This is a genomic window from Pseudofrankia saprophytica, assembly GCF_000235425.2.
GTDB classification, from domain to species: Bacteria; Actinomycetota; Actinomycetes; order Frankiales; family Frankiaceae; genus Pseudofrankia; species Pseudofrankia saprophytica.
The window spans coordinates 5,063,231-5,084,450 of record NZ_KI912266.1 but is presented as its reverse complement, the minus strand read 5'-3'; the positions used below and the strand labels follow the sequence as shown (position 1 = coordinate 5,084,450).

Below are 21,220 nucleotides of genomic sequence, written 5' to 3'. Positions count from 1 at the left end.
CGGTCGATGGCGGTCCCTCGTCCGATGAGTAGATCTTCGGAATCTCAGTTCGACCAGGCGAGCCGCGGGCACGACCGGATCATGAGCGCGGTCGCATCCGGAGGGAACCGGAATCCGGCGGCCCCCGAGACGGGCATTCACGGTCCTTTGAACGTGAGTCGGATCGGTGCGGTGAGTGCCCATAGGTATGCGTGTCCGGTTTAAACAAAACCCTCCGACCGGGGCGGTCGTGCGGTCGAGGCGGAATCAATGTCGGTACTCTGCGCGGGCCGAGACGCCGATGTATCGAGGTGATTGAAACATGCCAGATACTCCCCAGCGCATATCAGTGGACGACCTGGTCGAGGCCGCGCTCCGTGGTGCCATGCGAGCTGTTGAAGCCCGTGCGGGCGCTGTCGTCCCGCATCGGCCACCGATCGTCCTCGGGCTGATCCTGTATCCCGAGGATCTCTTCGGAGAGCAGTACTCCGCTGGTCAGGGCAAGCCGGACAGCGCGGCCCGGAAGGGCTAGTCGGTGCCGAACGAGGACTCGTCCGGCCACCTCGGTGCCATGTTGGAGGGCGAGCTCTATTGCCCCAGTGCTCCGCACGACATGCCCGGTGCCTCCATCTTCGGAGTTGTGGGAGGTTCTACGTCGGCCCCTCGCCTGGCCTATCTCGACGCGCCGGTACCGGTCACACCGGATGTTCTGGCGCTGGCAGCGCCCGCGCGACCCTCCGAGGTCTTCAGGATCGGGGCCCCGTGTGTGCGAGAGAGGTGCCAGAACTTCGATGGGCATCGATGTGACCTCGCGCGCCGGATCGTGGCGGCTGTTCCCGCGGTAGCCGCCTCTCCACCAGCCTGTCGGTTGAGGTTCCGGTGCCGGTGGTGGGCCGAGGTCGGCATCGACTCCTGTACACGCTGCCCGATGGTCGTCACCGAGCAGAGCTCCACGCTTCAGGAGGCGATCTAGCGACCGAGAACCGGCCTTGGACCTAAAACGGGATACCCGGCTCGGCCGGCCCGGTGGTGCCGGCGAATGGAATCGTTCCCGCGGTGGCCGGCGCGACGGGATCGTCCGGGGCCGTTGGCTGTCGTTCTTTCCCGACGGCGTTGGGCTGTGGGGGTTTGATGGAGTGCGTGAGCGTGGCAATAGTCAGGGCACGACTCGCGAATGATCGTCATGTTGCCTGGAAGGGCTTGCGGCTTGACAATGCGGCCCGAGGGACCGCGCACTCCGGGTGCGCGGCGGCGGGATCCCTGAAATATTCGGACCGTTCGATTGGAGACGTCAATGGCGACGGGGACAGTGCAGTCGGGAATTGATCTTCATGAAATGCAGGGTATTGCGCATACGCCGGAGTCCTGGGCGCGCTTCATCATTGCCTCGGCTTTGGAGAGCGCGTCTTCTCAGTCGGGCTTCGGGAATGAGCCCATCAGCATCCCCTGCACGATTCGAGTCGACCCGTCGGCGGTTCCCGCTTCGGCGGAGACCCGTGGAATCGGCATCTGTATCGACATAGCAGGTCACATTGGCTGCGTGGGGCTCTACACTCCCCACTAACGAACTGGGGAATGACTCCGCACCTTCAGGTACCGGCTTCCGGCGCCATGGGACATGGACCGGGCCGCCGTCGTCGGGCCATGGTCGTGAAGACGATGTCGACGCGGGTGAGCACGACGGCTCCCGCGGGCGGCGCACGCGGGCGGTCGCCTCGGCCGGGACACGCGTTCCGGTCGAGGTCGCCGCCTGGGCCCGGTCGGTTGGTGGATGGGGAGTGTCTGGGCCACGACGCGTCGGCTCGGCGGCGTCGGTCGGACTCGGCGATCCACACGGGTGCTGGAATGCTCGGACGTGGTGTCGTCGTGGCCGTGTGGGTGTTGGGGAGGGCGGGTGGCGTTTCGAGGAGTCGGACGGGCCGTGGTGGGTGCACGGGCCGTGGTGGGTGCACTGTCGATCTGGCGCGCTCAACGGGGAGTACTCACGGAGGATGTGGCCGCCCGCCTGACACGCCGTCGGTCGGTCAGCCGCCCGAGCTGAAGGCCGCGTCGAACGCGGCGGACGGCGGGTCGACGGCGAGGCGGCGGACGAACGCCAACGCCTCCGGGGCGCCGGCCAGCCGGTCCATGCCGGCGTCCTCCCATTCGATCGAGATCGGACCGTCGTAGCCGATCGTGTTCAGCATCCGGAACGAGTCGTCCCAGGGGACGTCGCCGCGGCCGGTCGAGACGAAGTCCCAGCCGCGCCGCGGGTCCGCCCAGGGCAGGTGCGAGCCGAGCCGGCCGTTGCGGCCGTTGCCGACCCGGCGCTTCGCGTCCTTGCAGTCGACGTGGTAGATCCGGTCGCGGAAGTCCCACATGAACCCGACCGGGTCGAGGTCCTGCCAGACGAAATGGCTCGGGTCCCAGTTCAGCCCGAAAGCCGGGCGCCGGCCGATCGCGTCCAGCGCCCGCACCGTCGTCCAGTAGTCGTAGGCGATCTCGCTCGGGTGCACCTCGTGCGCGAACCGCACCCCGGCGGCGTCGAACGCGTCCAGGACGGGGTTCCACCGGTCGGCGAAGTCGCGGTAGCCGGCGTCGACCAGCTCCTGTGACACCGGCGGGAACATCGCCACGTACTTCCACGCCGCCGACCCGGTGAAGCCGACGACGGTGTCCACCCCGAGGCGCGCCGCGGCGTGCGCGGTCGCGACCATCTCCTCGGCGGCCCTGGCCCGCACGCCTTCCGGGTCGCCGTCGCCCCACACCCTGGCGGGCACGATGTCCCGGTGGCGGACGTCGATCGGGTCGTCGCAGACCGCCTGCCCGGTCAGATGGTTGGAGATCGCCCAGACCTTCAGGTCGTTCTTCTCCAGGATGTCCAGCCGGGACCGGACGTAGGCGTCGTCCTCGGCGGCCCGCCGCACGTCCAGATGGTCACCCCAGCAGGCGATCTCCAGCCCGTCGTAGCCCCAGCCGGCGGCCAGCCGGGCGACCTCCTCGAACGGCAGGTCCGCCCACTGGCCGGTGAACAGGGTGACCGGTCGCGCCATGATCTGTCCTCGCCTTCTTCGTGACCTTCGCTCGCGGTCGGTTCTCGACGCGGCCGGTTCCTCGCGCGGTCAGTTCTTCACGCGGTCATGTCTCGACGGGGGTCCAGCACGAGCCGCCCGCGGCGCTGCGGCCTACCGCGTCGAGGACGAGCTGCACCTGCAGGCCGTCGGTGAAGCTCGGCGTCGGCGGCGTGCCGGCGGCGATGGCGGCCACCAGGTCGCGGACCTCGTGGGTGAACGAGTGCTCGTAGCCGAGGGCATGGCCGGGCGGCCACCACGCGTCGAGGTAGGGGTGGCTCGGCTCGGTGACCAGGATGCGGGTGAAGCCCGCGGCCTCGTCGTCCACCCGGCCGTCGTAGAACTCCAGCTCGTTGAGCCGTTCCAGGTCGAAGACCAGCGAGCCCTCGGAGCCGTTCAGCTCGATCCGCAGCCCGTTCTTGCGGCCGAGCGCGAACCGGGACGCCTCGTAGCTGGCGAGCGCCCCGCCGTCGAGCCGGGCCAGGAACAGCGCCGCGTCATCCACGGTCACGGTTCCGGTACCGCCACCGCCCTGCTCACTGTTGCCGCCCGGCTCAGTGACCGACAGCCCGCTGGCAGACAGGCCGGACGCCGCCACCGGCAGCGGCCGCTCCCGCACGAAGGTCTCGGTGAGCGCGCAGACGCCCGTGACCCGCTGGCCGCTGATGAACTGGGTGAGGTCGACGATGTGCGCGCCGATGTCGCCGAGCGCGCCGGACCCGGCCATCTCCCGGCGCAGCCGCCAGGCCAGCGGGAACTCCGGGTCGACCAGCCAGTCCTGCAGGTAGACGGCGCGCACGTGGCGCAGGGTGCCGAGCCGGCCGGCGGCCACCAGCTCGCGGGCGAACGACGCGGCGGGGATCCTCCGGTAGTTGAAGCCGACCGCCGAACGCACCCCCGCCGCCGCCGCCCGCTCGGCGGCGTCCGCCATCGCCCGCGCCTCCTCGACGGTGTTCGCGAGCGGCTTCTCGCACAGCACGTGTTTGCCGGCGGCGAGCGCGGCGAGCGCGATCTCGGCATGGCTGGAGCCGGGGGTGCAGATGTCGACCAGGTCGACGTCGTCGCGGCGCAGCAGTGCCTTCCAGTCGGTCTCGTGGGAGCGCCAGCCCAGCTTCGCGGCCGCGGCCGCGACCTTCTCCTGGTCCCGGCCGCACACCGCGGCGAGGTCGACCTCCAGCGGGAGGTCGAAGAACCGGTTCACCGAGCGCCACGCCTGGGAGTGGGCGGCGCCCATGAAGGCGTAGCCCACCATCCCGACGCCCAGCCGCTGTCGTTCCGTCATTGAGAGATTCTCCAGGTGAGGGACGTCGCTCGGATGCCTCGTCCGGCGGCGCGTCGCGTGTCAGGACGGCGGCGTGCCGTGCAGCTGGACGGCGGCGCGCCGGGCACCAGGGCGGCGGCGCGCCGGGCGTCAGGATGCGAAGCCGAACTTCGTCAGGACGCGAAGCCGAACTTGAGATACCTGTCGACGTTGTCCTTGGTGACCGTCACGGAGGCGAGGGTGATCGACGACGGGACGTCGTTCTCGACCAGGTCCGACAGGGTCTTGCCCTGCGCGACGAGGCGGGCCAGGTTGATCGCCGAGGACGCCATCGTCGGCGGGTAGGTGACGGTGGCCTTGACGACCCCGTCGTCTGCCTTGATCAGGTCCATGACGTCCTTGGACCCGGCGCCGCCGACCAGGAAGAACTCGTCGCGGCCGGCGGAGTCGATCGCGGACAGGACGCCGATGCCCTGGTCGTCGTCGTGGTTCCAGAGGGCGTCGATGCGCGGCGCGGCCTGCAGCAGGTTCGCGGCGGACCGTTCCCCGGACTCGACGGTGAACTCGGCGGGCACCCGCGGGCCGACCTTGAAACCGGCGGTCGCGAGCGCGTCCTTGAAGCCCTGGCTGCGCTGCTGGGTGAGCGGCAGACTGTCGATGCCGGGAATCTCGGCGATGACGGGGTTGCTGACCCCCTTGGCCTTGAGCTGCCCGGCGATGTAGTTGCCGGCGGCGACGCCCATGCCGTAGTTGTCGCCGCCGATCCAGGTCCGGTAGGCCAGCGAGCTGTCGAAGACGCGGTCGAGGTTGATCACCGGGATGTTGGCGATCATCGCCTTGCGGGCCACCTCGGTCAGCGCCTTGCCGTCGTGCGGCAGGATCACCAGCACGTCGACGCCCTCGTTGATGAGGGTCTCCACCTGGCTGATCTGCAGGTTGAGGTCGTTGGTGCCCTCGGTCGCCTTCAGCGTGACGTCGGTGTGCGTGCCGGCCTGGGCGCGGGCGTTGCGGGTGATCGCGCCGATCCAGCCGTGGTCGGCGGCCGGGGCGGAGAACCCGATGGTGATCTGCTTGCCGGCCGCGGCGTTGTCGCCGCCACCGCCGGTCGAGACGTTGGCGGCGTCGCCAGGGTTGTCGTCGTCGTTGCTGGTGCAGCCGGCGAGCGTCGCGACGCCCGCCACGCCTAAGGCCGCGCCGCCGGCGAGAAACCGCCGCCGACCGAGCGATGTGCCGCGCAGTTGTGCCATGTCCTGCTCCTCTGTCCCGTTGTGCGGCTGTTCTGGTGTGCGGCCACTGCGTCTGTGTGGCCACTGCGTCTGTGTGGCCGTCACGTCCGCCTGGACTCCCGGGCCAGCCGTTTCTGCAGGAGCACGGCGGCCACGATGATCAGGCCCTTGGCCAGGGCCTGGGTGGAGGTCGTCAGGTTGTTCAGGGTGAAGATGTTGCTGACCGTGGTGAAGATCAGCACGCCGAGGACCGTGCCGACGATCGTGCCGCGCCCGCCGGAGAGCAGGGTGCCGCCGATGACCACGGCGGCGATCGCGTCCAGCTCGTAGAGCAGGCCATGGGTGGACGTGCCGGACGTCGTCCGCGCCGTGATCATGACGGCGGCGATGCCGCAGCAGAACCCGAGCAGCGTGTAGAGCCACAGGGTCTGGCGCCGCACGTTGATGCCCGCGAGCCGGGCCGCCTCGGGGTTGCCGCCGACCGCGAACGTGCGCCGGCCGAACGTGGTCCGGTTCAGCACCACCCAACCGACCAGCGCGACGAGCGCGAACATGATGACCAGCACCGGGATGCCGCCCGGCTCGGCGCGGAAGAAGTTCCGGAAACCCTGGACCCGCACCACCTGCGTCTGCCGGTTCGAGATCTCCTCGGCGAGGCCGCGGGCCGATGCCAGCATCGCCAGCGTCGCGATGAACGGCACGATCCCGCCGTAGGCGACCAGGATGCCGTTGACCAGTCCGCACACGGCGCCGACCGCGAGCGCCACGAACACCATCACCAGGAACGTCGAGTCGCGGGCCATGTTCTGGGTGGCGAGCGTCGTCGACCAGACCGAGGCGAGCGCGACGATGGCGCCCACGGACAGGTCGATCCCGCCGCCGGCGATGACGAACGTCATGCCGACGCTGACGACGCCGATGACCGACGCCAGCCGCAGGATGGTGAGCGCGTTGTCGGTGCTGCCGAACCGGTCGCCGGCGGTACCCAGCCCGACCGCGCAGATCAGCGCGAGGGCCGCGATCAGGCCGAGGTTCCGGCCGGCGCCCGTGCCGAGCAACCGCCCCAGCGCCGCCCGCCCGGCCGCGCCCGGCGCCCGGCTCGCGTCGCCGGGATCGGTCTTGCGCGTGAGAACGCCGGTGAGGCTCGGGGCGACGGCGGCGTCTGCCTCCACCGCGGCCCGCTCGACCCGTGCCCGCTCATCCGTCGGCGGTGCCGCGACGGGCCCTGCCGCGACGGGCGGTGCCTCGGCTGGCGATGCCGGGGCCGCCGCGGCCGCGGTCGGCGGTTCGAGTGGTTTGGCGGCCGGGGCCTCGGCCGCCGCCGGGTCCGTTGCCGGAGCGTCGGTCAGGCGTGGCTCGTTCACGCGGCGCGTCCCTCCTCCATGACCAGGTCGAGGACCTGGGACTCGCTGATGCCGGTGGCGGCCGCCTCGTGCACGACCCGGCCGGCGGCGACCACCAGCACCCGGTCGGCCAGCCCGATCACCTCGGGCACCTCGCTGGAGACCAGCACCACGGCGACCCCGGACCGGGCCAGCCGGCGGATCAGGGCGTAGATCTCGTCGCGGGCACCCACGTCGACGCCGCGGGTCGGCTCGTCGAGCAGCAGCACCCGGCAGTCCCGCAGCAGCCAGCGGGCCAGCACGACCTTCTGCTGGTTGCCGCCGGACAGGGTGCGCACCGGGCGGGCGACTCCGGCCGGCCGGATGTCGAGCGCGTCGGCCTGCCGGCTCGCGGCCGCCGACTCGTGGCCTTCCCGGGTGAACGGCCCGGCGGCGAACCGGGTCAGCGTGGCGAGCGTGATGTTGCGGTAGACCGGCTCGTCGGGCAGCAGGGCCTGGCTCTTGCGTTCCTCGGGGCACAGCCCGACGCCGGCGGCGACAGCGGCGCCGACCGAGCCCCGGCGCAGCCGTCGGCCTGCCACCCGCACCTCGCCGGTGGCGGCCCGGCGGGCGCCGTAGACCGTCTCGAGGATCTCCGAGCGTCCGGAGCCGACGAGCCCGGCCAGGCCGACGATCTCCCCGGCCCGCACGGCGAACGACACGTCGCGGAACTCGCGCGGGCGGCCGAGGCCGCTGACCCGTAGTACCTCGGGGGCGTCCGGGGCAGGTCCGACCCTGGGTGGGAACGCGTGCTCGATCGCGCGGCCGGTCATCAACCGGATGACGTCCTCGGTCGACGTGGTGCGCGCCGGCAGCCCGCGGGCCACGGTGCGGCCGTCCTTGAGGACGGTCACCCGGTCGCCGATCCGGCGGATCTCGGCGAGGCGGTGCGAGATGTAGACCACGGCGACGCCGTGCGCGGTCAGGTCGCCCACCAGCCGGAACAGGTTGTCGACCTCGTCCGCGTCGAGCACGGCGGACGGCTCGTCCATGATGATCATTCGCGCGTCGTGCGACAGCGCGCGGGCCATGCTCACCACCTGCTTGCCGGCCGCGGACAGCTGGCCGACCTCGCGGCTCACGGGAATCTCGGCGTGGCCCAGCCGGGCGAGCAGCGCCCGGGCGGCGTCGTCCATCGCGCGGCGGCGGGAAAGCCCTGCGCGGGCCAGCTCGTGGCCCAGGAAGATGTTGTCGGCGACCGACAACCCGTCGACCAGGTCGAGCTCCTGGTACATCGTGGCGATGCCGAGCCTGGTCGCGGCGGTCGGCGTCGGCGGGCTGACCTGCTCGCCGCGCCAGCGGATCGTGCCGGCGTCGGGCTGATGCGCCCCGGACAGCACCTTGATCAACGTGGACTTGCCGGCCCCGTTCTGGCCAAGCAGGCAGTGCACCTCGCCGGCGCGGACCTCCAGGTCGACGCCGTCGAGCGCGCGCACACCGGGGAACGTCTTGACGACTCCAGTGACGATGAGGAGTGGATCGGGCGTGTTCGGTAAGGCGGGGGCGCTGTCCACCACTGATCCCATGATCTGTGCCACTTCCGGCCCGACTTTGGCCGGCCTGCAGTCAAGTTAGAGATCCGCCCGAGCCTGGTCAAGAGTTAATCTTCAGAAGTTTCAAAGTCATTGACGAAAGTTTGGCCTGGCGACGCCTCGACCGGAGCGCGAGGACGCGCCGGCACGCGGTGGGCCGGCCCGGCTTCGACGACTCCACCAGCCACCGCGGGCTCCGGCCCCGCCTCGGCCGCCAACTGTGGTCGATGAGTGACACCGGAGACACCGCAATCGACCACAGTTGGTGATCGACGGTTGAACCGTGGTCGATGGGGGTGTCTATGACGGCACGGAAGTACCACGGTTCGAGCCGCCGGCGCGGCGGGGGGCGGGCCCCGCGCGGCGGTGGCGGGGCGGGGCGGGGGAGTGGAGCGGTGGGGAGAGCGGAGCGGGGGCGGGTCAGTCGGGGGAGTAGACCGTGTCGCTGGCCAGGCGGGCGGCGCCGACGATGCCAGCCGCGTCGCCCAGCTCGGTGAGCACCACGGGCAGGTTGCCGGTGGCCAGTGGCAGCGACCGCCGGTACACGACGCCGCGGATCTCGGCCAGCAGCAGATGCCCGAGCCCGGAGACGCCGCCGCCGATGACGACCAGGCCCGGGTTGAAGAACGAGACGAGGCCGGCGAGCACGGTGCCGACCCGCCGGCCGCCGTCGCGGATCAACGCGAGGGCTGCCTGGTCGCCGTGCCGGGCCGCGGTGCCGACGTCGGCGGCGGTCAGCACGCCACCGCCGGCGGCCAGTGCCGCGAGCTCCGGGGAGCGGCCGGACCGGGCGGCCGCGGCCGCGTCCCTGGCCAGCGCGGCGCCGCCGAAGAAGGCCTCCAGGCAGCCGGAGTTCCCGCAGGCGCAGGGCGGCCCGGACTCCTCGGCCTGGATGTGCCCGATGTCGCCGGCGCAGCCGTCGACCCCGCGGTAGAGCCGGCCGTCGACCACGATGCCGCAGCCGATGCCTGTGCCGATCTTGACGAAGAGGAAGTCCCGCGCCGACCGGGCGACACCGGCGTGCAGCTCGCCGAGCGCCATCGCGTTGACGTCGTTGTCGACCAGCACGTGGCAGCCGAGCTCGCGGGCCAGCACGTCGCGCACCGGGTAGCCGTCCCAGCCCGGCATGATCGGCGGGGCGACCGGGACGCCGGTGTGGAAGTTCACCGGCCCGGGCAGCCCGATGCCGAGCCCCGCCGGCCGGGCCAGCTGCTGTTCGGCGAGCAGCTTCCTGGTCAGCTCCAGGACGCGGCCGAGCACGTGCTCCGCGCCGCGGCGCACGTCGAGGTCCTCCTCGCGCTGCACGAGTACCTGCAGCCGACCGTCGGTGATCCCGACCGTCAACGAGGTGGCGCCGACGTCGACCCCGACGAAACGCAGCCGCCCCGCCAGGTCGACCAGGGTGGCACGCCGACCGCCCCGGGACACGCCCGGTCCGATGTCGTCCACCAGGCCCAGCTCGGCGAGCCGGCTCACCTCGGTGGCCACCGTCGTGCGGGACGTGCCGATGCGTTCCGCCAGCTCGACGCGGGAGAGCGGACCGCCGTCGCGGAGGTGGCGCAGGATGCGCGCCTGGGTGGTGTTCTCCGCACCGGCGGCGAGGGTCGAGGCCATGGCGGCTCCTGTCGTGCGGGCCGGCCGATCATATGCGGTCGTCAGGACGCCGTCGGACGGAAGCAGGCGACGACCAGGTTCACCGCCAGGTCTCGGTCCGCCTTCTCCCGGCTGTGAGGGCGATCGGCCGGGCAGAGATGATCATTATCCGGGATGGCTGCGCGGTGACCGCTGGTCGGTGATGATGGTTGGAGGTGATCCCCGTCACTCGGCTGGCGGTGCCGTGTCGACCGGACCGGACCGCGGGTGAGCCCGTCCACGTCCTGAGGTGATCCGCGTGTCCGCTTCCCAGGTACTGGTTCCGGCGTCCGGGCTCGAGTCGATCCGAGCCGTCGCGCCGGCCGCGGCGAGCTGGCTGCGAGCCGGGTGGGACGCGGCCCTGGCCAGGGTCGAGCCGCGGCTGCTCGACCTCGTCCGGGGCCGGGTCGCAGCCGGGCACGGCCTCGCGCCGGCCGCCGGCGCGGCTCCGGCCGGCGCGGTTCCGGCCGGGGAAGCTGCCGCCGATCCGCTCGGCCAGGCGGTCATCGAGTTCACCGACGGGTTCGTCCGCCACGTCGCGACCAGACGGCCCGACCTGGTCGGGGTGCTGCGCGAACGGCTCCGCGGGCGTGGGACCCGTGAACTGGTCGACGCCATGTACGTGTTCGACCAGGCGGCCCGGCTGGTCGTCGGGCATGGCAGGCTGTTCGACCCGGGGGAGTTCGGCGACGTCCCACCCGACGTGGCGCCGCGCGAGCACAAGTCGCTCGCGGCGGCGAACCTCCTGTTCCACGATGCCGCGCTGGGACTGTCGGCGCTGGACCCGGTGACCACCGAGCTGGTCCGGCTGCGGGCGGCCAGCTACCACGACTGCCGCACCTGCCTGTCGTTGCGGTTCGTCGTCGACGGCCTGGTCGTCGTCGACGAGGAGCTGTTTGCCCGGCTGGGCGGCTACGCCGACGACCCGGCGTTCTCGCCGGCGCGGCGGGCGGCGCTGCGCTATGCCGACGCCCACATGACGGGGCCCCGCCAGATCACCCCCGAGCTTCGGGCGGAGCTGCGCACGCATTTCTCCACCGCCCAGCTGGTCGAGCTCTCCCTCGACGTCAGCGCGTGGAACTACCAGAAGACCCTGGTCGCCCTCGACATGGACGCCCCGGCCAGCGGGGACGGTCTCACCGGCATGGTCATCAACGCCGACGGCACGCTCCAGCTCTCGCTCCTCTAGACCCTCAGGTCACCACGTCTAGACCCTCAGGTCACCATGTCGACGGAGGGCACGACGTTCGCGGAAGCGGAGGGTTCGAGCGCGCCGACGTGGGCGGCGGCTCGCCGGGACGGGATCGCGAGCGCGACGGCGGCGGCGGCGAGCGCGACGGCGCAACCGATCAGGAGACCGAGGCGGAAACCGCTCTCCGAGGGCACGGACCGGGTTCCCAGCTGAGTGGTCAGCTGGGAAAGCACCAGGCCGACCACCGCCGCGGCCATCGTGATGCCGATGGAGCGGGACAGGGTGTTGAAACTGGTGGCGGAACCGGTCTCGGAGGGCGGGACCGCGCCCATGATCAGCGCGGGCATCGCGCCGTAGGCGAAGGCGACGCCGACCATGCAGACGCAGGAGACGATCAGCAGGCCCCACGTGGTACCGAGCAGCACCATCGAGGATCCATACCCCACCGCGATGATCAGGCTGCCCGCGATGAGGGTGATCTTGGGTCCGCGCGACGCCGACAGCCTCGCGCCGACGGGCGAGACCAGGAGCATGAGCAGGCCCGAGGGGGCCATCCAGAGGCCGGTGGCCAGCATGGACTGCCCCAGGCCGTAGCCCGTGCTCCGGGAGAGCTGCAACAACTGCGGCAGGATCAGCTGGGAGGCATACAGCGCGAACCCCAGCACGGCCGACGCGAGGTTGGTCATCAGCACCTGGCGCCGAGCCGCGACCCGGAGGTTGACCAGCGGGTCGGTGATGCGCAGCTCCCACCAGCCCCAGACGGTGAACGTCACCAACGACGCCGCGAACAGACCGAGCGTGGTCCCGCTCGCCCATCCCCAGTCCGCGCCCTTGGACACGCCCAGCAACAGGCAGATCAGCCCGATCCCGATCCCGATCCCGCCGGCGGCGTCGAAGTGGCCCTGACTCCTCGCGGGCGTCACGGGAACCGCCAGCCAGATCAGCGCGCCGACCGCCGCGCTGAGCCCGGCGGCGGTCCAGAACAGCGTGTGCCAGCCGAAGTGCTGGGCCATCAGCGCGGAGAACGGCAGGCCGAGCGCGCCGCCGATGCCGAGGGAGGAGCTGACCAGCGCGATCGCCGACCCCAGCCGCTGCGGCGGGACCAGCTCCCGCAGCGCGCTGATCCCGACGGGGACCACGCCCAGGCCGACGCCCTGCAGCGCCCGTCCGATGACCAGCGGGACCAGGGACCCGGCCAGCGCACAGATCACCGAACCGACCAGGAGCGCCCCAGTACACGTCAGAAGCAGGCGGCGGTTGCCGTGCAGGTCGCTCAGCCGGCCGATCGCCGAGATGGCGGCCGAGCCGGCGAGCAGCGTGGCGGTCACCACCCACGACGCGTTGACGGCGCTGGTGTGCAGCAGCTGGGGCAGCTCGCCGATGAGTGGCACTACCAGGGTCTGCATGAGCGTGGCCACGATGCCGCCCGCGGCCAGTACGGCCACGATCAAGCCCGGGCGGGTGGCCGGCGCGGAGCCGTGCACGGGCACCTCGTTACCTCGTCCCTGTCGCTGTCCTGGTCGCTGGCACGGTTCGATTTGCGCGATACAAACTGTTTGTATAGTGCAAACTCCATGTAGGGCGCACGCGACGTGGTAGACACGGGTCGGGTAGGCCGCGAGGAGGAGCGTGATGGACCGGCCCACGCACCTGATCGAGTACGAGGGCATGCTGCTCGGCCGGTACGCCCACCTGACCGCGCGTGGGGGGCACCGGCCTGGCGGTCTCGAGCGCAGCGCCTACATCCTGCTCAGCCGGATCCGCGTGCAGGGCCCGATGTCGCTCGGGCAGCTCAGCGAGGCGTTCGGGCTGGACGTCTCCACGCTGCATCGCCAGACCGCCGCCATGCGCGCCGAGGGCCTGGTCGACCGCATCCCCGATCCCGACGGTGGGATGGCCAGGAAGTTCCGGATCACCGACGAGGGCGCCCGCCGCCTCGACGAGCAGCGCGCCGACATCATCGCCGGCATCGACGACGTCCTGGCGGACTGGACGGCCGACGAGGTCGCCGCCTTCGCGGAGTTCCTGCGACGTTTCAACGCCGGCATCGAACGCCGCAGCGGACGGCCGTGGCCGCGCCCGGCGGACGTCGCGCGCTAGGCCGAGTTCACGTCGCACGCCAGGTCGAGCTCCCAGACGGTCGAGCTCGCACACAGGGTCGAGCTCACGCAGAGGCTCGAGATCACGTAGAGGGCCGAGCTCACGCAGAGTCGGGGCGCACGCAAGGTCGAAGTCACGCAGGGTCGAGCCGTCCGGCGGGCGGCAGATAGCGATGCGCGGTTTGTCCGCCGCCCAGCGGGGGCAGCGTCTGGGGGGATCATCCAGCGACTCATTCCGCGGAGGAACGGTGACGGTGAAAAGCGCGTCGCGACCCGGCGCCCCACTGGCCGAAGGCCGCGGTCAGGCCCAGAAGGCCAAACACAGCAAGGCGGTGACCGCGACGGCCCGGCTTGGGCTCGCCTCGCGCGGACTGGTCTACCTGCTGATCGGCATACTCGCCGTGCAGGTCGCCGCGGGACACAGCGGCGAGAAGACGAACCGCGAGGGCGCGCTTCGCCAGATCGCCGACAAGCCGTTCGGCACCGCCGTGCTGGTCATCCTGATCATCGGCTTCTTCGGTTACGCGGCGTGGCGGCTGCTGGACGCCGCTGTTGGGCACACGGACGAGAACGACGGCAAGAAGCGGGCCGCCAAGCGGGCCACGTCCGCCGTCCGCGGCGCGATCTACCTCGCCATCGCGGGCAGCACCATCAAGTTCCTCACCTCGGGGCACGGCGGCTCCGGCGAGCCGGCCCCCTACACCGCCCGGGTCATGGGCCACACCGGTGGGCGCTGGCTCGTCGGCCTGGTGGGCATCGTGGTGATCGGCGTCGGCGTCGGCATGATCTGGCGTGGCGTGACCACCAAGTTCGAGAAGAAGCTGCGCACCGGCGAGATGAAGCCGGGGGTCAAGAAGCTGACCGTCGGCACCGGGCGAGCCGGCTACGTCGCCAGGGGCGTCGTGTTCGGCCTGGCGGGCTTCTTCGTGACGAAGGCCGCGGTGGACTTCGACCCGAACGAGGCGAAGGGGCTGGACGGCACCCTGAAGTCGATCGCCGGGCACGCCTACGGTCCCTGGCTGCTCGGGATCTGCGCGGTCGGGTTGGCGCTGTTCGGCGCCTACTCCTTCTTCGAGGCCCGTTACCGGAAGCTCTAAGGACCGCGGCGAACGCAGCCGCGAAGCCGCCGCCCGACGTCCCTCGCCGGACGGGCCCTCGCCCGGCGGGCCGCGGCGGGCACGCCGCCCTCAGGGCAGCGGGACGACGTAGGAATCGACGCGGGCTATGTACCCGTCGCGGAACGTGAACAGGTCGTTGAAGGCGAACCGAAACGGGCCGTGCTCGACGGTGGCGCCGCGGCCCTCGCCGGTGGTGATGACGACCGGGCCGTCCTCGAGGACACGCTGGACGTCGAGCGCGGGGCTGCCGGTGAACGCCGGATTCTCGATCTCGCCGTCGAACTCGGTCTTGCCGTGGGTGGTCCGGTGGCCGTGGATGACCCACTCGACGTCGTCGGTGAGGGTCGCGAGGATGCGCGCGTGGTCGCCCACGCGGAATCCGTCGAAGTACTCGGCGACGGCGTCGCGCTGGGTCGTCGGTGTCATGGCGTTCTCCGTCCTGGTGCGGGCTGGTGGCGCCGCAGGTGCGCGGCGAGGGCGTCGAGGATCGAGGCGAGTCCGCCGGCCGCCTGGGCTGTCCGTAGCTCACGGGGAAGCCGGCGCTGGTGGACGGTGAGGTCCGTGCCGTCGCCGGCGGGGCGCACGCTGACGGTGGTGCGCAGACCTGTGACGGGCTCGTCGAACACGAGCTCGCGCGGCGCGGCGATGCTCACGTAGACGAACCGGAGCCGGCGGGTGGCGCCGTCGGGCGCGCGGGTGTCGAGCGTGAACTCTCCGCCGGGACGCAGGTCGACGGTGACGGACTCCGGGGGCACGGTGGCGTGCGAGCCGCCCCAGAACGCCGCGATGCTCGCCGGTGAGGTGAAGGCGGCCCAGACGCGTTCGGGTTCGGCCGGGAGGTGGCGTTTGGCGATCAGTTCGTCGCCGCGGAGCTCCGCGCTGGCGGTCAACGGCCCGCTCCGCCCTCGGTGAGGTGCTGTTCGAGGGCGTCGAGCCGGTCGTCCCAGGCGCGGCGCTGCTCGTCGATCCACGTGCCGAGCAGCGACAGCTGGTCGACTCTCAGTCGGCAGTGGCGTCTGGTGCCCTCGCGTCGCTGCTCGACCAGGCCGCTGCGCCGCAGGACGCCGACATGGTGGGAGATCGCCTGCGGGGTCAGGTCGAACGGTTCGGCGAGCTCTCCGACCGTGGCGTCACCGCTCGCGAGACGAGTCACCAAGGCGCGACGGATGGGGTCGCCGAGGGCGGCGAAGGCCAGGTCGAGTTCTGGGCCGGACGCCAGGGGCGGAGAGGGCATGGCCACACCCTAATGCAAACGTTCGCTTTCGCAAGCCATCGTTTGTGGATGTGGGCCTCCGTCGGCTCCCGCGAGGCTGTGCCGCCGATGTACTAGGCCGGTAGGAGACGGGTTCGGAACAGGTCGAGAACCTGGTCGAGCGCCGCCCGGGTGGGCTGGCCCGGCTCGTCGATGAGGTGCTCGGTGAGGACGGAGTGCGGCTTCATCGTCGCCTCGGGGTTGGCGGCGCGGTCGGCCAGCTCGATGGCGACGAAGGCGTCACCCAGCTGCTCCCGGAGGAACCGGAAGCGCTCACCAGGGGAGAAGGCGTCGCCCTGGAAACGGAGGCCAAGCACCTGCAGGCTCTCCGCCGCGCACCGTCCCTTGACTACCTCCAGGTCGGCGGCGGAACAGTCGATGGACCCCTTCTTGGCCTTGGAGAAGGGAAACGGCAAGGACGGCTCCGCGAGCACAGGAGCGATCAGGCTGGGGTGCGTCGCCATCGCCAGCGCGAACCCGCCCGTGAAGCACATGCCGATGGCGCCGACACCAGGCCCGCCACAGCGCGCGTGTTCGTCCGCGGCCAGCGCGCGTAGCCAGGAGACGACAGGTGACGTCCGGCTCGTCGCCCAGATGGTGAATTCCCGGCTGACGCAGGCTGGAACAAGCGACGACAGCGTGTACCGCACGGAGCCCAACCTGCCGGCCGCGAATGGGTCCTTGCCGGGGACGCCGAACAGGTGCGGCATCACCGCGGTACAGCCGATGCCGACGACCTGGCGGGCGAATGCGGCCACCTTCGGCGTGATACCCGGCATCTCGGCGATCACGATCACGGCCGGGCCCGTGCCGGCCCGGTACACGGTCCTGGACTTGCCGTCATGGGTGAAGGTAGTCGCCTCGAAATCGGCGAGGCTGTCGTCGGCCATGGCGGGAGTCAACCAGATCGCCCTGGCGAGAACACCCCGCCACTCACCTGGGCCGTGGAGCCATGGCGCCAGGGAATGACCCTGACCGGCGCCGGCGCGTGCAGCTCGACGTCGGTTGGCCACGATCCGACGGTCCAGCGGCCAGGGTGGCGGGGCCGGTGCCGCTACTGGTCGAGCCGGTGGCCGCACCAGCGGTTGCGGTTCGCCGGGTTGGCGTCCTCGCTCGGCACGACCTGGTAGCCGGTTCCCGCCGCGTTGACCTGCATGAACGTGTAGCAGAGGGCGACCTGCCCGAAGTCCCTGGTCATGTCGACGGGGGCGGGCAGCAATCCGCCGCCGTCATAGGTGCTGGCGCGCAGGGCGTCGATGAACTCGGCGCGGGTCGGGCAGTCGCCGGCTCTCTGGAGGCCGTCGAGGAAGAGATCGGTGAGGATATAGGTGATGAAGGCGAGCTCCTGGTCGGGCGGTTGGAGCTCGGGTGCGAAGCTGCTCATTGCGCGGAGGTATTTCTGGTGGGCCGGTCCGCCGATCTCGAAAGGGACGTAGTTGAGGGCGGCGGTCAGGCCCGCCACCGTGCCGCCGTACCGCTGGATCAGCGACGTGTCGTATCCGTTGGGAGAAAGAACGACCTTCACCGGCGCGCCGGCCTGGTGCATGCCCCGCACCAACCGGGCGAGATCGTCGCTGCCCAGCGCCGAGGCGACCACGTCGACCTGGGCCGTGGCCAGCCGCCGGCCGAAATCCACGGGGTCGGTGAGCATCGGCTTGAAGACGAAGGGGCCGGGCGCGATGGGGATGCCGGCCGCCGCGAAACTGCTGATGATTTTCGCGGCGAGATCGTTCGAGGCGGAGGTGACGTCGGTCTGGATCATGGCCGCCCGGGTGACGCCCTGGGCCTTCGCGAATTCACCGAACGTGGTGACGGAGGGCCCGTTGGCGAACGGGTATGCGAAGGTGAACATGTTCCGGTAGCGGGGGTCCGACCAAAAGGCCTCGGCGGGTATTCCGGTCACGGGGATGCCGCGCTTCTGCAAGTAGTCGGCGCCGCCGGAGGCGCTGACGGTCGCCTCGACGAGCCCGAAGACGCTCTCTGGCCCGACGAGCTCGCGCACGGCCTCGAGGTTCTGGCTCGCGTCGCCGGCGTCGTCCTTCCAGGTGTAGACCAGCTCGCGGCCGTGTATTCCGCCGTCGGCGTTCGCCTGCTCGAGGCGGACGTGGAATCCGCTCCTCGCGGCGGACAGGGGCCCCGCGACGATGCCGCTGTCGGGATAGACGAGGCCCAGCCGTATCTCGTGGGCGCCGTAGCCGGGGGTGTCGCACGCCGCCATACTGGGGCGGCCGCTCGCGCCGCCTGGTGTCGAGCAGCCGGCGGCCATGGCCGTGGCCAGCGCCGCGGCGAGCAGCGCCGTCGGGCGTGGAACGCCATGTCCGAACACGACCCGGGCACCCGGGCGGGGTCCGGCGGCCAGGAAGGCGGGGAAGGGGGACTGTGTACTCGGCCGACGACTGCGTCCCGGTAGCCAGCGAAACCAGCCACGGGATGCCTGGCGGCAGTGCGGCGATCGTGGCATGTCATCCCCTCGCGCGGGTCGGGGACGACCATCTCTTTCCGGCGAGGCCATATAAGCCGGGTGAGCGACACGACCGGTATAGAGCCCACGGGCGGAGTCGTGCGTGACCATTCTGGCGAGGCAAGATGGGCCTCCAAGTCAGATCTGACGGGAGTCCTGCCTCCGGCCGCGTGTGAAGGGTGGCGGGCCGGCGGTAGCGGAGAATAGCCGCAGCGGAAACGTCGAGGTCTCGGCTGGCAGCGCTATCGGCGCTTGGCAGTCATTCTTTCCGCGTCGGATCGTGGGCGGTCGGCGGAGCCGCCGGAATTTCAACCGGACTCCGCTGTGGGGATCCTGAGCCCCACGGGACGCCGGTGCCCGAGGAGCGCACCGATGCATAACTGAAGTCGATGCGGGAAGTCTTGCGTCAAACTCCAGGGTCTCGCGCCGTCGTGGATGCTTTGGTCAGGACGGTCGTGAGCCAGTTCGTCAGCCGCCGAACGCGACCGCCGTCGCCACCACCGTCGCGGTCGCCAGCACCGCCACGGTCACCGTCGCGGTCGCCGTCCCCACCGTCGTAGCCACCGCGGTCGTCGGCGTGCCCCTCGGCGTCGGCGCCGTTCCACGCCGGGACGTACACGGTCACATGCGTGCTCCGTCCGGACCTGACGGGGACGCTGCGTCTGGACCCCTGACCACGGCCTCCCTCAGTCGGCGTTCAGTCAGCGCAGCCCCGTGAAGTGATGATGCACTAATCGTCAACTAACCGGTGGTGTACTCGGGCCTCACGACTTAGATCAAGGGAGCCGAAGAGCATGCCGCAGCCAACCGTCGTCCTCGTTCACGGCGCCTTCGCCGACGCGTCCAGCTTCGCCCGGGTGATTCCCGAGCTGCTCGCCGACGGCCTCAGGGTGGTGGCACCCGCCGTGCCGAACCGTTCGCTCATCGGCGACGCCGAGTACATCGGGTCGGTCCTCGCGGCCATCGACGGCCCCGTCGTCCTCGTCGGCCACTCGTACGGCTGCGCGGTCGCCACCGTGGCCGGTGCCGCCGAGAACGTGAAGGCCCTGGTCTATCTCGCCGGCTTCGTCCTGGAGGAAGGCGAGGCGCTGGGCGAGCTCCAGGGCCGCTTCCCCGACTCCGACCTGGCCCAGGCGCTGGTCGCGACGCCCTTCCCGGGCGGCGTCGACCTCTCGGTCGACGTCGAGAAGTTCCCGGCGGTCTTCGCCCACGACGTCGACCCGGCCGTCACCGCGGTGCTCGCCGTGTCACAGCGGCCGTTGTCCGCGGCGGCGTTCGGCGACAAGGCGCCCGCCGCCGCCTGGCACACCAGGCCGGCATGGGGTCTCGTGGCCACCTCGGACCGCGCCATCAATCCGGAGGTCGAGCGCTTCGGCTACCAGCGCGCGGGGGCCGACACCATCGAGGTGGACTCGTCACACCTGGTGATGTTCTCCCAGCCGACCGTCGTGGCCGATCTGATCAGGACGGCTGTCAAGTCAGTGTCCGCCTGAGCCGGAAGCCCACGGCCGCCGTCACCACGGCCGCTGGCTGGCCACATACCGAGCGGCCCGCGGGGTCCGAGTGAAACGAGACGGTCTGTTGAGTCCGGAGAACGAGACCCCGCGGGATGATTTTCCGGTTCGCGCGCGCGACCTGCTGCGCAAACGCGCGGTGTGGGTGCTGCCGCTGATCCTGGCCTCGGTGGTCGTCGCGGCGATGACCGCGCTGTACCTCGGGTCAGCGGTGGACCCGGTGGCCCATGTGCGCGGCCTGCCGGTCGAGGTGGTGAACAGCGACCGCGGGGCCACTCTGGGGACGGAACACCTCGACATCGGCAGGCAGATCGAGACCGGTCTGCGGGCGAGCCCCGCGCTGTCCGACCGGCTGCGCCTGGAGCTCGTGACCATGCCCGCGGCCGAACGAGCCATGAACCGCGGGCGCGCCTACGCGACGGTCGTGATCCCGCCTGACTTCACCGCCTCGCTCCTGGCGAAGGCTGGTCTGCCGACCGCTGGTCTGCCGACGGCCGGGGCGACGGGCGGCGGGGCAGTCCAGCTGCTGACCAACCCGCGGGCCGGCACGCTGGGGGCGAGCCTGGCCACCGGCATCCTGCAGCCCGCGCTCGCCGCGGCCTCGCGGGCGACCAGCGACCAGCTCACGGCGGGTGCCGGCACGGGTCCCCAGGACGCCGCGACGACGGCGTTCCTGGCCAACCCGGTGACGGTCACGACCAGCCAGTTCCACCCCCCGCCCGCGAGCAGCGCGCTGGGCCTGAGCGCCTTCTACCTGGCCCTGCTGACCCTCATGTGCGGGTTCCTGACCGGCACCGTCCTGCACGGCACGGTGGACGCGGCCCTCGGCTACGGCACCTCCGAGGTCGGCCCCCGGTGGACCCAGCTCCAACCAACGGCGATCAGCCGGTGGCGGACCTTGCTGATCAAGTGGGCGATGGCCGCGGTCCTGACCGCCGTGGTGACCGGCCTGATGATCGCGGTGGCGGCCGGTGCCGTGGGCATGGACGCTCCGCATCCGCTGCTGTTGTGGCTGTACGCGTGGCTGAGCGCGGCCAGCGTCGCCGCCGGGACGATCGTGCTCTTCGCCGTGCTCGGCACTCCCGGGCAGCTCGTCGCCCTCCTGTTGTTCGTCTACGCGGGCCTGGCCTCGGCCGGTGGGACCGTGCCCATCGAGGCACTACCCGGCTTCTTCCGGCTGCTCAGCGAGGCCGAGCCGCTGCGGCAGATCCTCGCCGGTGACCGGGCCATCCTGTACTTCGGCGCCCAGGCCGACGCGGGCCTGACCCGCGGCGTCGCGGCGGCCTCGATCGGCCTGCTCTGCTGGCTCGCCGTGGGCACCCTGATCGTCCGCTGGTACGACCGCCGGGCGATGCACCGGATGACTCCGGAGCTCCTGACGTACGTCGGCCGCGCCGTCCAGGACTACAGGTCCCAGGGACGGGCCGAATGAGACGTCAGCGGGATCGCTGCCCGAGAAATGGACGGACAGGAGTCAAGGGTCGAAGCGCCGGGCCAGTCCGCGGCCCGGCCACAGCATGCC

General features: G+C 71.3%; 18 protein-coding genes. 5 read left to right on the top strand and 13 right to left on the bottom strand.

The annotated features are described in order from the left end of the window. Positions 1-325: 325 nt before the first annotated feature. From FRCN3DRAFT_RS0221460 to FRCN3DRAFT_RS0221430, 7 genes are all read right to left on the bottom strand, one after another. A complete protein-coding gene (locus tag FRCN3DRAFT_RS0221460) occupies positions 326-589 on the bottom strand; it encodes a hypothetical protein (protein WP_027140814.1) in 264 nt (87 codons plus the stop codon). Between the two features lie 1,414 nt (positions 590-2,003). Continuing rightward, positions 2,004-3,011 (bottom strand): sugar phosphate isomerase/epimerase family protein, encoded by a 1,008-nt coding sequence (locus tag FRCN3DRAFT_RS0221455; protein ID WP_007510083.1) that lies wholly within the window; start codon positions 3,009-3,011, stop codon positions 2,004-2,006. An 85-nt stretch (positions 3,012-3,096) separates the two neighbouring features. Continuing rightward, entirely contained in the window at positions 3,097-4,311 is a 1,215-nt protein-coding gene (locus FRCN3DRAFT_RS0221450) for a Gfo/Idh/MocA family protein (protein ID WP_007510085.1), read from the bottom strand. Positions 4,312-4,463: 152 nt separating this feature from the next. Next, on the bottom strand, positions 4,464-5,537 hold the full coding sequence (locus tag FRCN3DRAFT_RS0221445; RefSeq protein WP_007510086.1) for a substrate-binding domain-containing protein: 1,074 nt from the start codon (positions 5,535-5,537) through the stop codon (positions 4,464-4,466). 80 nt (positions 5,538-5,617) lie between these two features. Further along, positions 5,618-6,880: an ABC transporter permease gene (locus tag FRCN3DRAFT_RS45565; protein WP_007510088.1), complete on the bottom strand. Its 1,263-nt coding sequence runs from the start codon at positions 6,878-6,880 to the stop codon at positions 5,618-5,620. Beyond that, on the bottom strand, positions 6,877-8,415 hold the full coding sequence (locus tag FRCN3DRAFT_RS0221435) for a sugar ABC transporter ATP-binding protein (protein ID WP_232794101.1): 1,539 nt from the start codon (positions 8,413-8,415) through the stop codon (positions 6,877-6,879). The genes FRCN3DRAFT_RS45565 and FRCN3DRAFT_RS0221435 overlap by 4 nt, the downstream gene beginning before the upstream one ends. A 435-nt stretch (positions 8,416-8,850) precedes the next feature. Further along, a complete protein-coding gene (locus FRCN3DRAFT_RS0221430; RefSeq protein ID WP_007510090.1) occupies positions 8,851-10,044 on the bottom strand; it encodes an ROK family transcriptional regulator in 1,194 nt (397 codons plus the stop codon). Between the two features lie 277 nt (positions 10,045-10,321). Between FRCN3DRAFT_RS0221430 and FRCN3DRAFT_RS49705 the strand changes: the two genes are divergently transcribed. After that, positions 10,322-11,251, top strand: coding sequence for a carboxymuconolactone decarboxylase family protein (locus FRCN3DRAFT_RS49705; protein WP_007510091.1), 930 nt, complete (start codon positions 10,322-10,324; stop codon positions 11,249-11,251). Positions 11,252-11,277: 26 nt separating this feature from the next. On the opposite strand, the gene FRCN3DRAFT_RS0221420 is transcribed toward FRCN3DRAFT_RS49705, so the two are convergent. Further along, the gene (locus FRCN3DRAFT_RS0221420; protein WP_027140812.1) at positions 11,278-12,738 is read right to left on the bottom strand and encodes an MFS transporter; all 1,461 of its coding nucleotides are present in this window, start codon (positions 12,736-12,738) and stop codon (positions 11,278-11,280) included. 148 nt (positions 12,739-12,886) lie between these two features. Here FRCN3DRAFT_RS0221420 and FRCN3DRAFT_RS0221415 point away from each other — a divergent pair, with 148 nt between their 5' ends. Further along, on the top strand, positions 12,887-13,354 hold the full coding sequence (locus FRCN3DRAFT_RS0221415) for a MarR family winged helix-turn-helix transcriptional regulator (protein WP_007510101.1): 468 nt from the start codon (positions 12,887-12,889) through the stop codon (positions 13,352-13,354). A 247-nt stretch (positions 13,355-13,601) separates the two neighbouring features. Beyond that, positions 13,602-14,450, top strand: coding sequence for a DUF1206 domain-containing protein (locus FRCN3DRAFT_RS0221405; RefSeq protein WP_007510102.1), 849 nt, complete (start codon positions 13,602-13,604; stop codon positions 14,448-14,450). A gap of 90 nt (positions 14,451-14,540) precedes the next feature. On the opposite strand, the gene FRCN3DRAFT_RS0221400 is transcribed toward FRCN3DRAFT_RS0221405, so the two are convergent. The 5 genes from FRCN3DRAFT_RS0221400 to FRCN3DRAFT_RS0221380 all read right to left on the bottom strand — a co-directional run bounded on the left by FRCN3DRAFT_RS0221400 (position 14,541) and on the right by FRCN3DRAFT_RS0221380 (position 18,049). Then, entirely contained in the window at positions 14,541-14,897 is a 357-nt protein-coding gene (locus FRCN3DRAFT_RS0221400) for a nuclear transport factor 2 family protein (protein WP_007510104.1), read from the bottom strand. Beyond that, entirely contained in the window at positions 14,894-15,361 is a 468-nt protein-coding gene (locus tag FRCN3DRAFT_RS45550; RefSeq protein WP_007510106.1) for an SRPBCC family protein, read from the bottom strand. Before FRCN3DRAFT_RS45550 ends, FRCN3DRAFT_RS0221400 begins: the two co-directional genes overlap by 4 nt. Then, positions 15,358-15,705: an ArsR/SmtB family transcription factor gene (locus tag FRCN3DRAFT_RS0221390; protein WP_007510108.1), complete on the bottom strand. Its 348-nt coding sequence runs from the start codon at positions 15,703-15,705 to the stop codon at positions 15,358-15,360. Before FRCN3DRAFT_RS0221390 ends, FRCN3DRAFT_RS45550 begins: the two co-directional genes overlap by 4 nt. 92 nt (positions 15,706-15,797) lie before the next feature. Then, positions 15,798-16,613, bottom strand: coding sequence for a dienelactone hydrolase family protein (locus FRCN3DRAFT_RS0221385; RefSeq protein ID WP_007510110.1), 816 nt, complete (start codon positions 16,611-16,613; stop codon positions 15,798-15,800). A 164-nt stretch (positions 16,614-16,777) separates the two neighbouring features. Then, positions 16,778-18,049 (bottom strand): ABC transporter substrate-binding protein, encoded by a 1,272-nt coding sequence (locus FRCN3DRAFT_RS0221380; RefSeq protein WP_035925044.1) that lies wholly within the window; start codon positions 18,047-18,049, stop codon positions 16,778-16,780. A gap of 929 nt (positions 18,050-18,978) precedes the next feature. Between FRCN3DRAFT_RS0221380 and FRCN3DRAFT_RS0221370 the strand changes: the two genes are divergently transcribed. Both FRCN3DRAFT_RS0221370 and FRCN3DRAFT_RS0221365 read left to right on the top strand, forming a co-directional pair. Further along, complete coding sequence (locus FRCN3DRAFT_RS0221370; protein WP_007510117.1) at positions 18,979-19,677, top strand: alpha/beta fold hydrolase; 699 nt, start codon at positions 18,979-18,981, stop codon at positions 19,675-19,677. An 88-nt stretch (positions 19,678-19,765) separates the two neighbouring features. Then, positions 19,766-21,130: a YhgE/Pip domain-containing protein gene (locus FRCN3DRAFT_RS0221365; RefSeq protein WP_007510124.1), complete on the top strand. Its 1,365-nt coding sequence runs from the start codon at positions 19,766-19,768 to the stop codon at positions 21,128-21,130. The last annotated feature ends 90 nt before the right edge of the window (positions 21,131-21,220 follow it).

Bases quoted from the DNA above. Each gene is read 5' to 3' on its own strand.
- FRCN3DRAFT_RS0221455 (WP_007510083.1), bottom strand. From the start codon at position 3,011: ATGGCGCGACCGGTCACCCTGTTCACCGGCCAGTGGGCGGACCTGCCG.
- FRCN3DRAFT_RS0221450 (WP_007510085.1), bottom strand. From the start codon at position 4,311: ATGACGGAACGACAGCGGCTGGGCGTCGGGATGGTGGGCTACGCCTTC.
- FRCN3DRAFT_RS0221445 (WP_007510086.1), bottom strand. From the start codon at position 5,537: ATGGCACAACTGCGCGGCACATCGCTCGGTCGGCGGCGGTTTCTCGCC.
- FRCN3DRAFT_RS0221430 (WP_007510090.1), bottom strand. From the start codon at position 10,044: ATGGCCTCGACCCTCGCCGCCGGTGCGGAGAACACCACCCAGGCGCGC.
- FRCN3DRAFT_RS0221415 (WP_007510101.1), top strand. From the start codon at position 12,887: ATGGACCGGCCCACGCACCTGATCGAGTACGAGGGCATGCTGCTCGGC.
- FRCN3DRAFT_RS0221400 (WP_007510104.1), bottom strand. From the start codon at position 14,897: ATGACACCGACGACCCAGCGCGACGCCGTCGCCGAGTACTTCGACGGA.
- FRCN3DRAFT_RS0221390 (WP_007510108.1), bottom strand. From the start codon at position 15,705: ATGCCCTCTCCGCCCCTGGCGTCCGGCCCAGAACTCGACCTGGCCTTC.
- FRCN3DRAFT_RS0221385 (WP_007510110.1), bottom strand. From the start codon at position 16,613: ATGGCCGACGACAGCCTCGCCGATTTCGAGGCGACTACCTTCACCCAT.
- FRCN3DRAFT_RS0221370 (WP_007510117.1), top strand. From the start codon at position 18,979: ATGCCGCAGCCAACCGTCGTCCTCGTTCACGGCGCCTTCGCCGACGCG.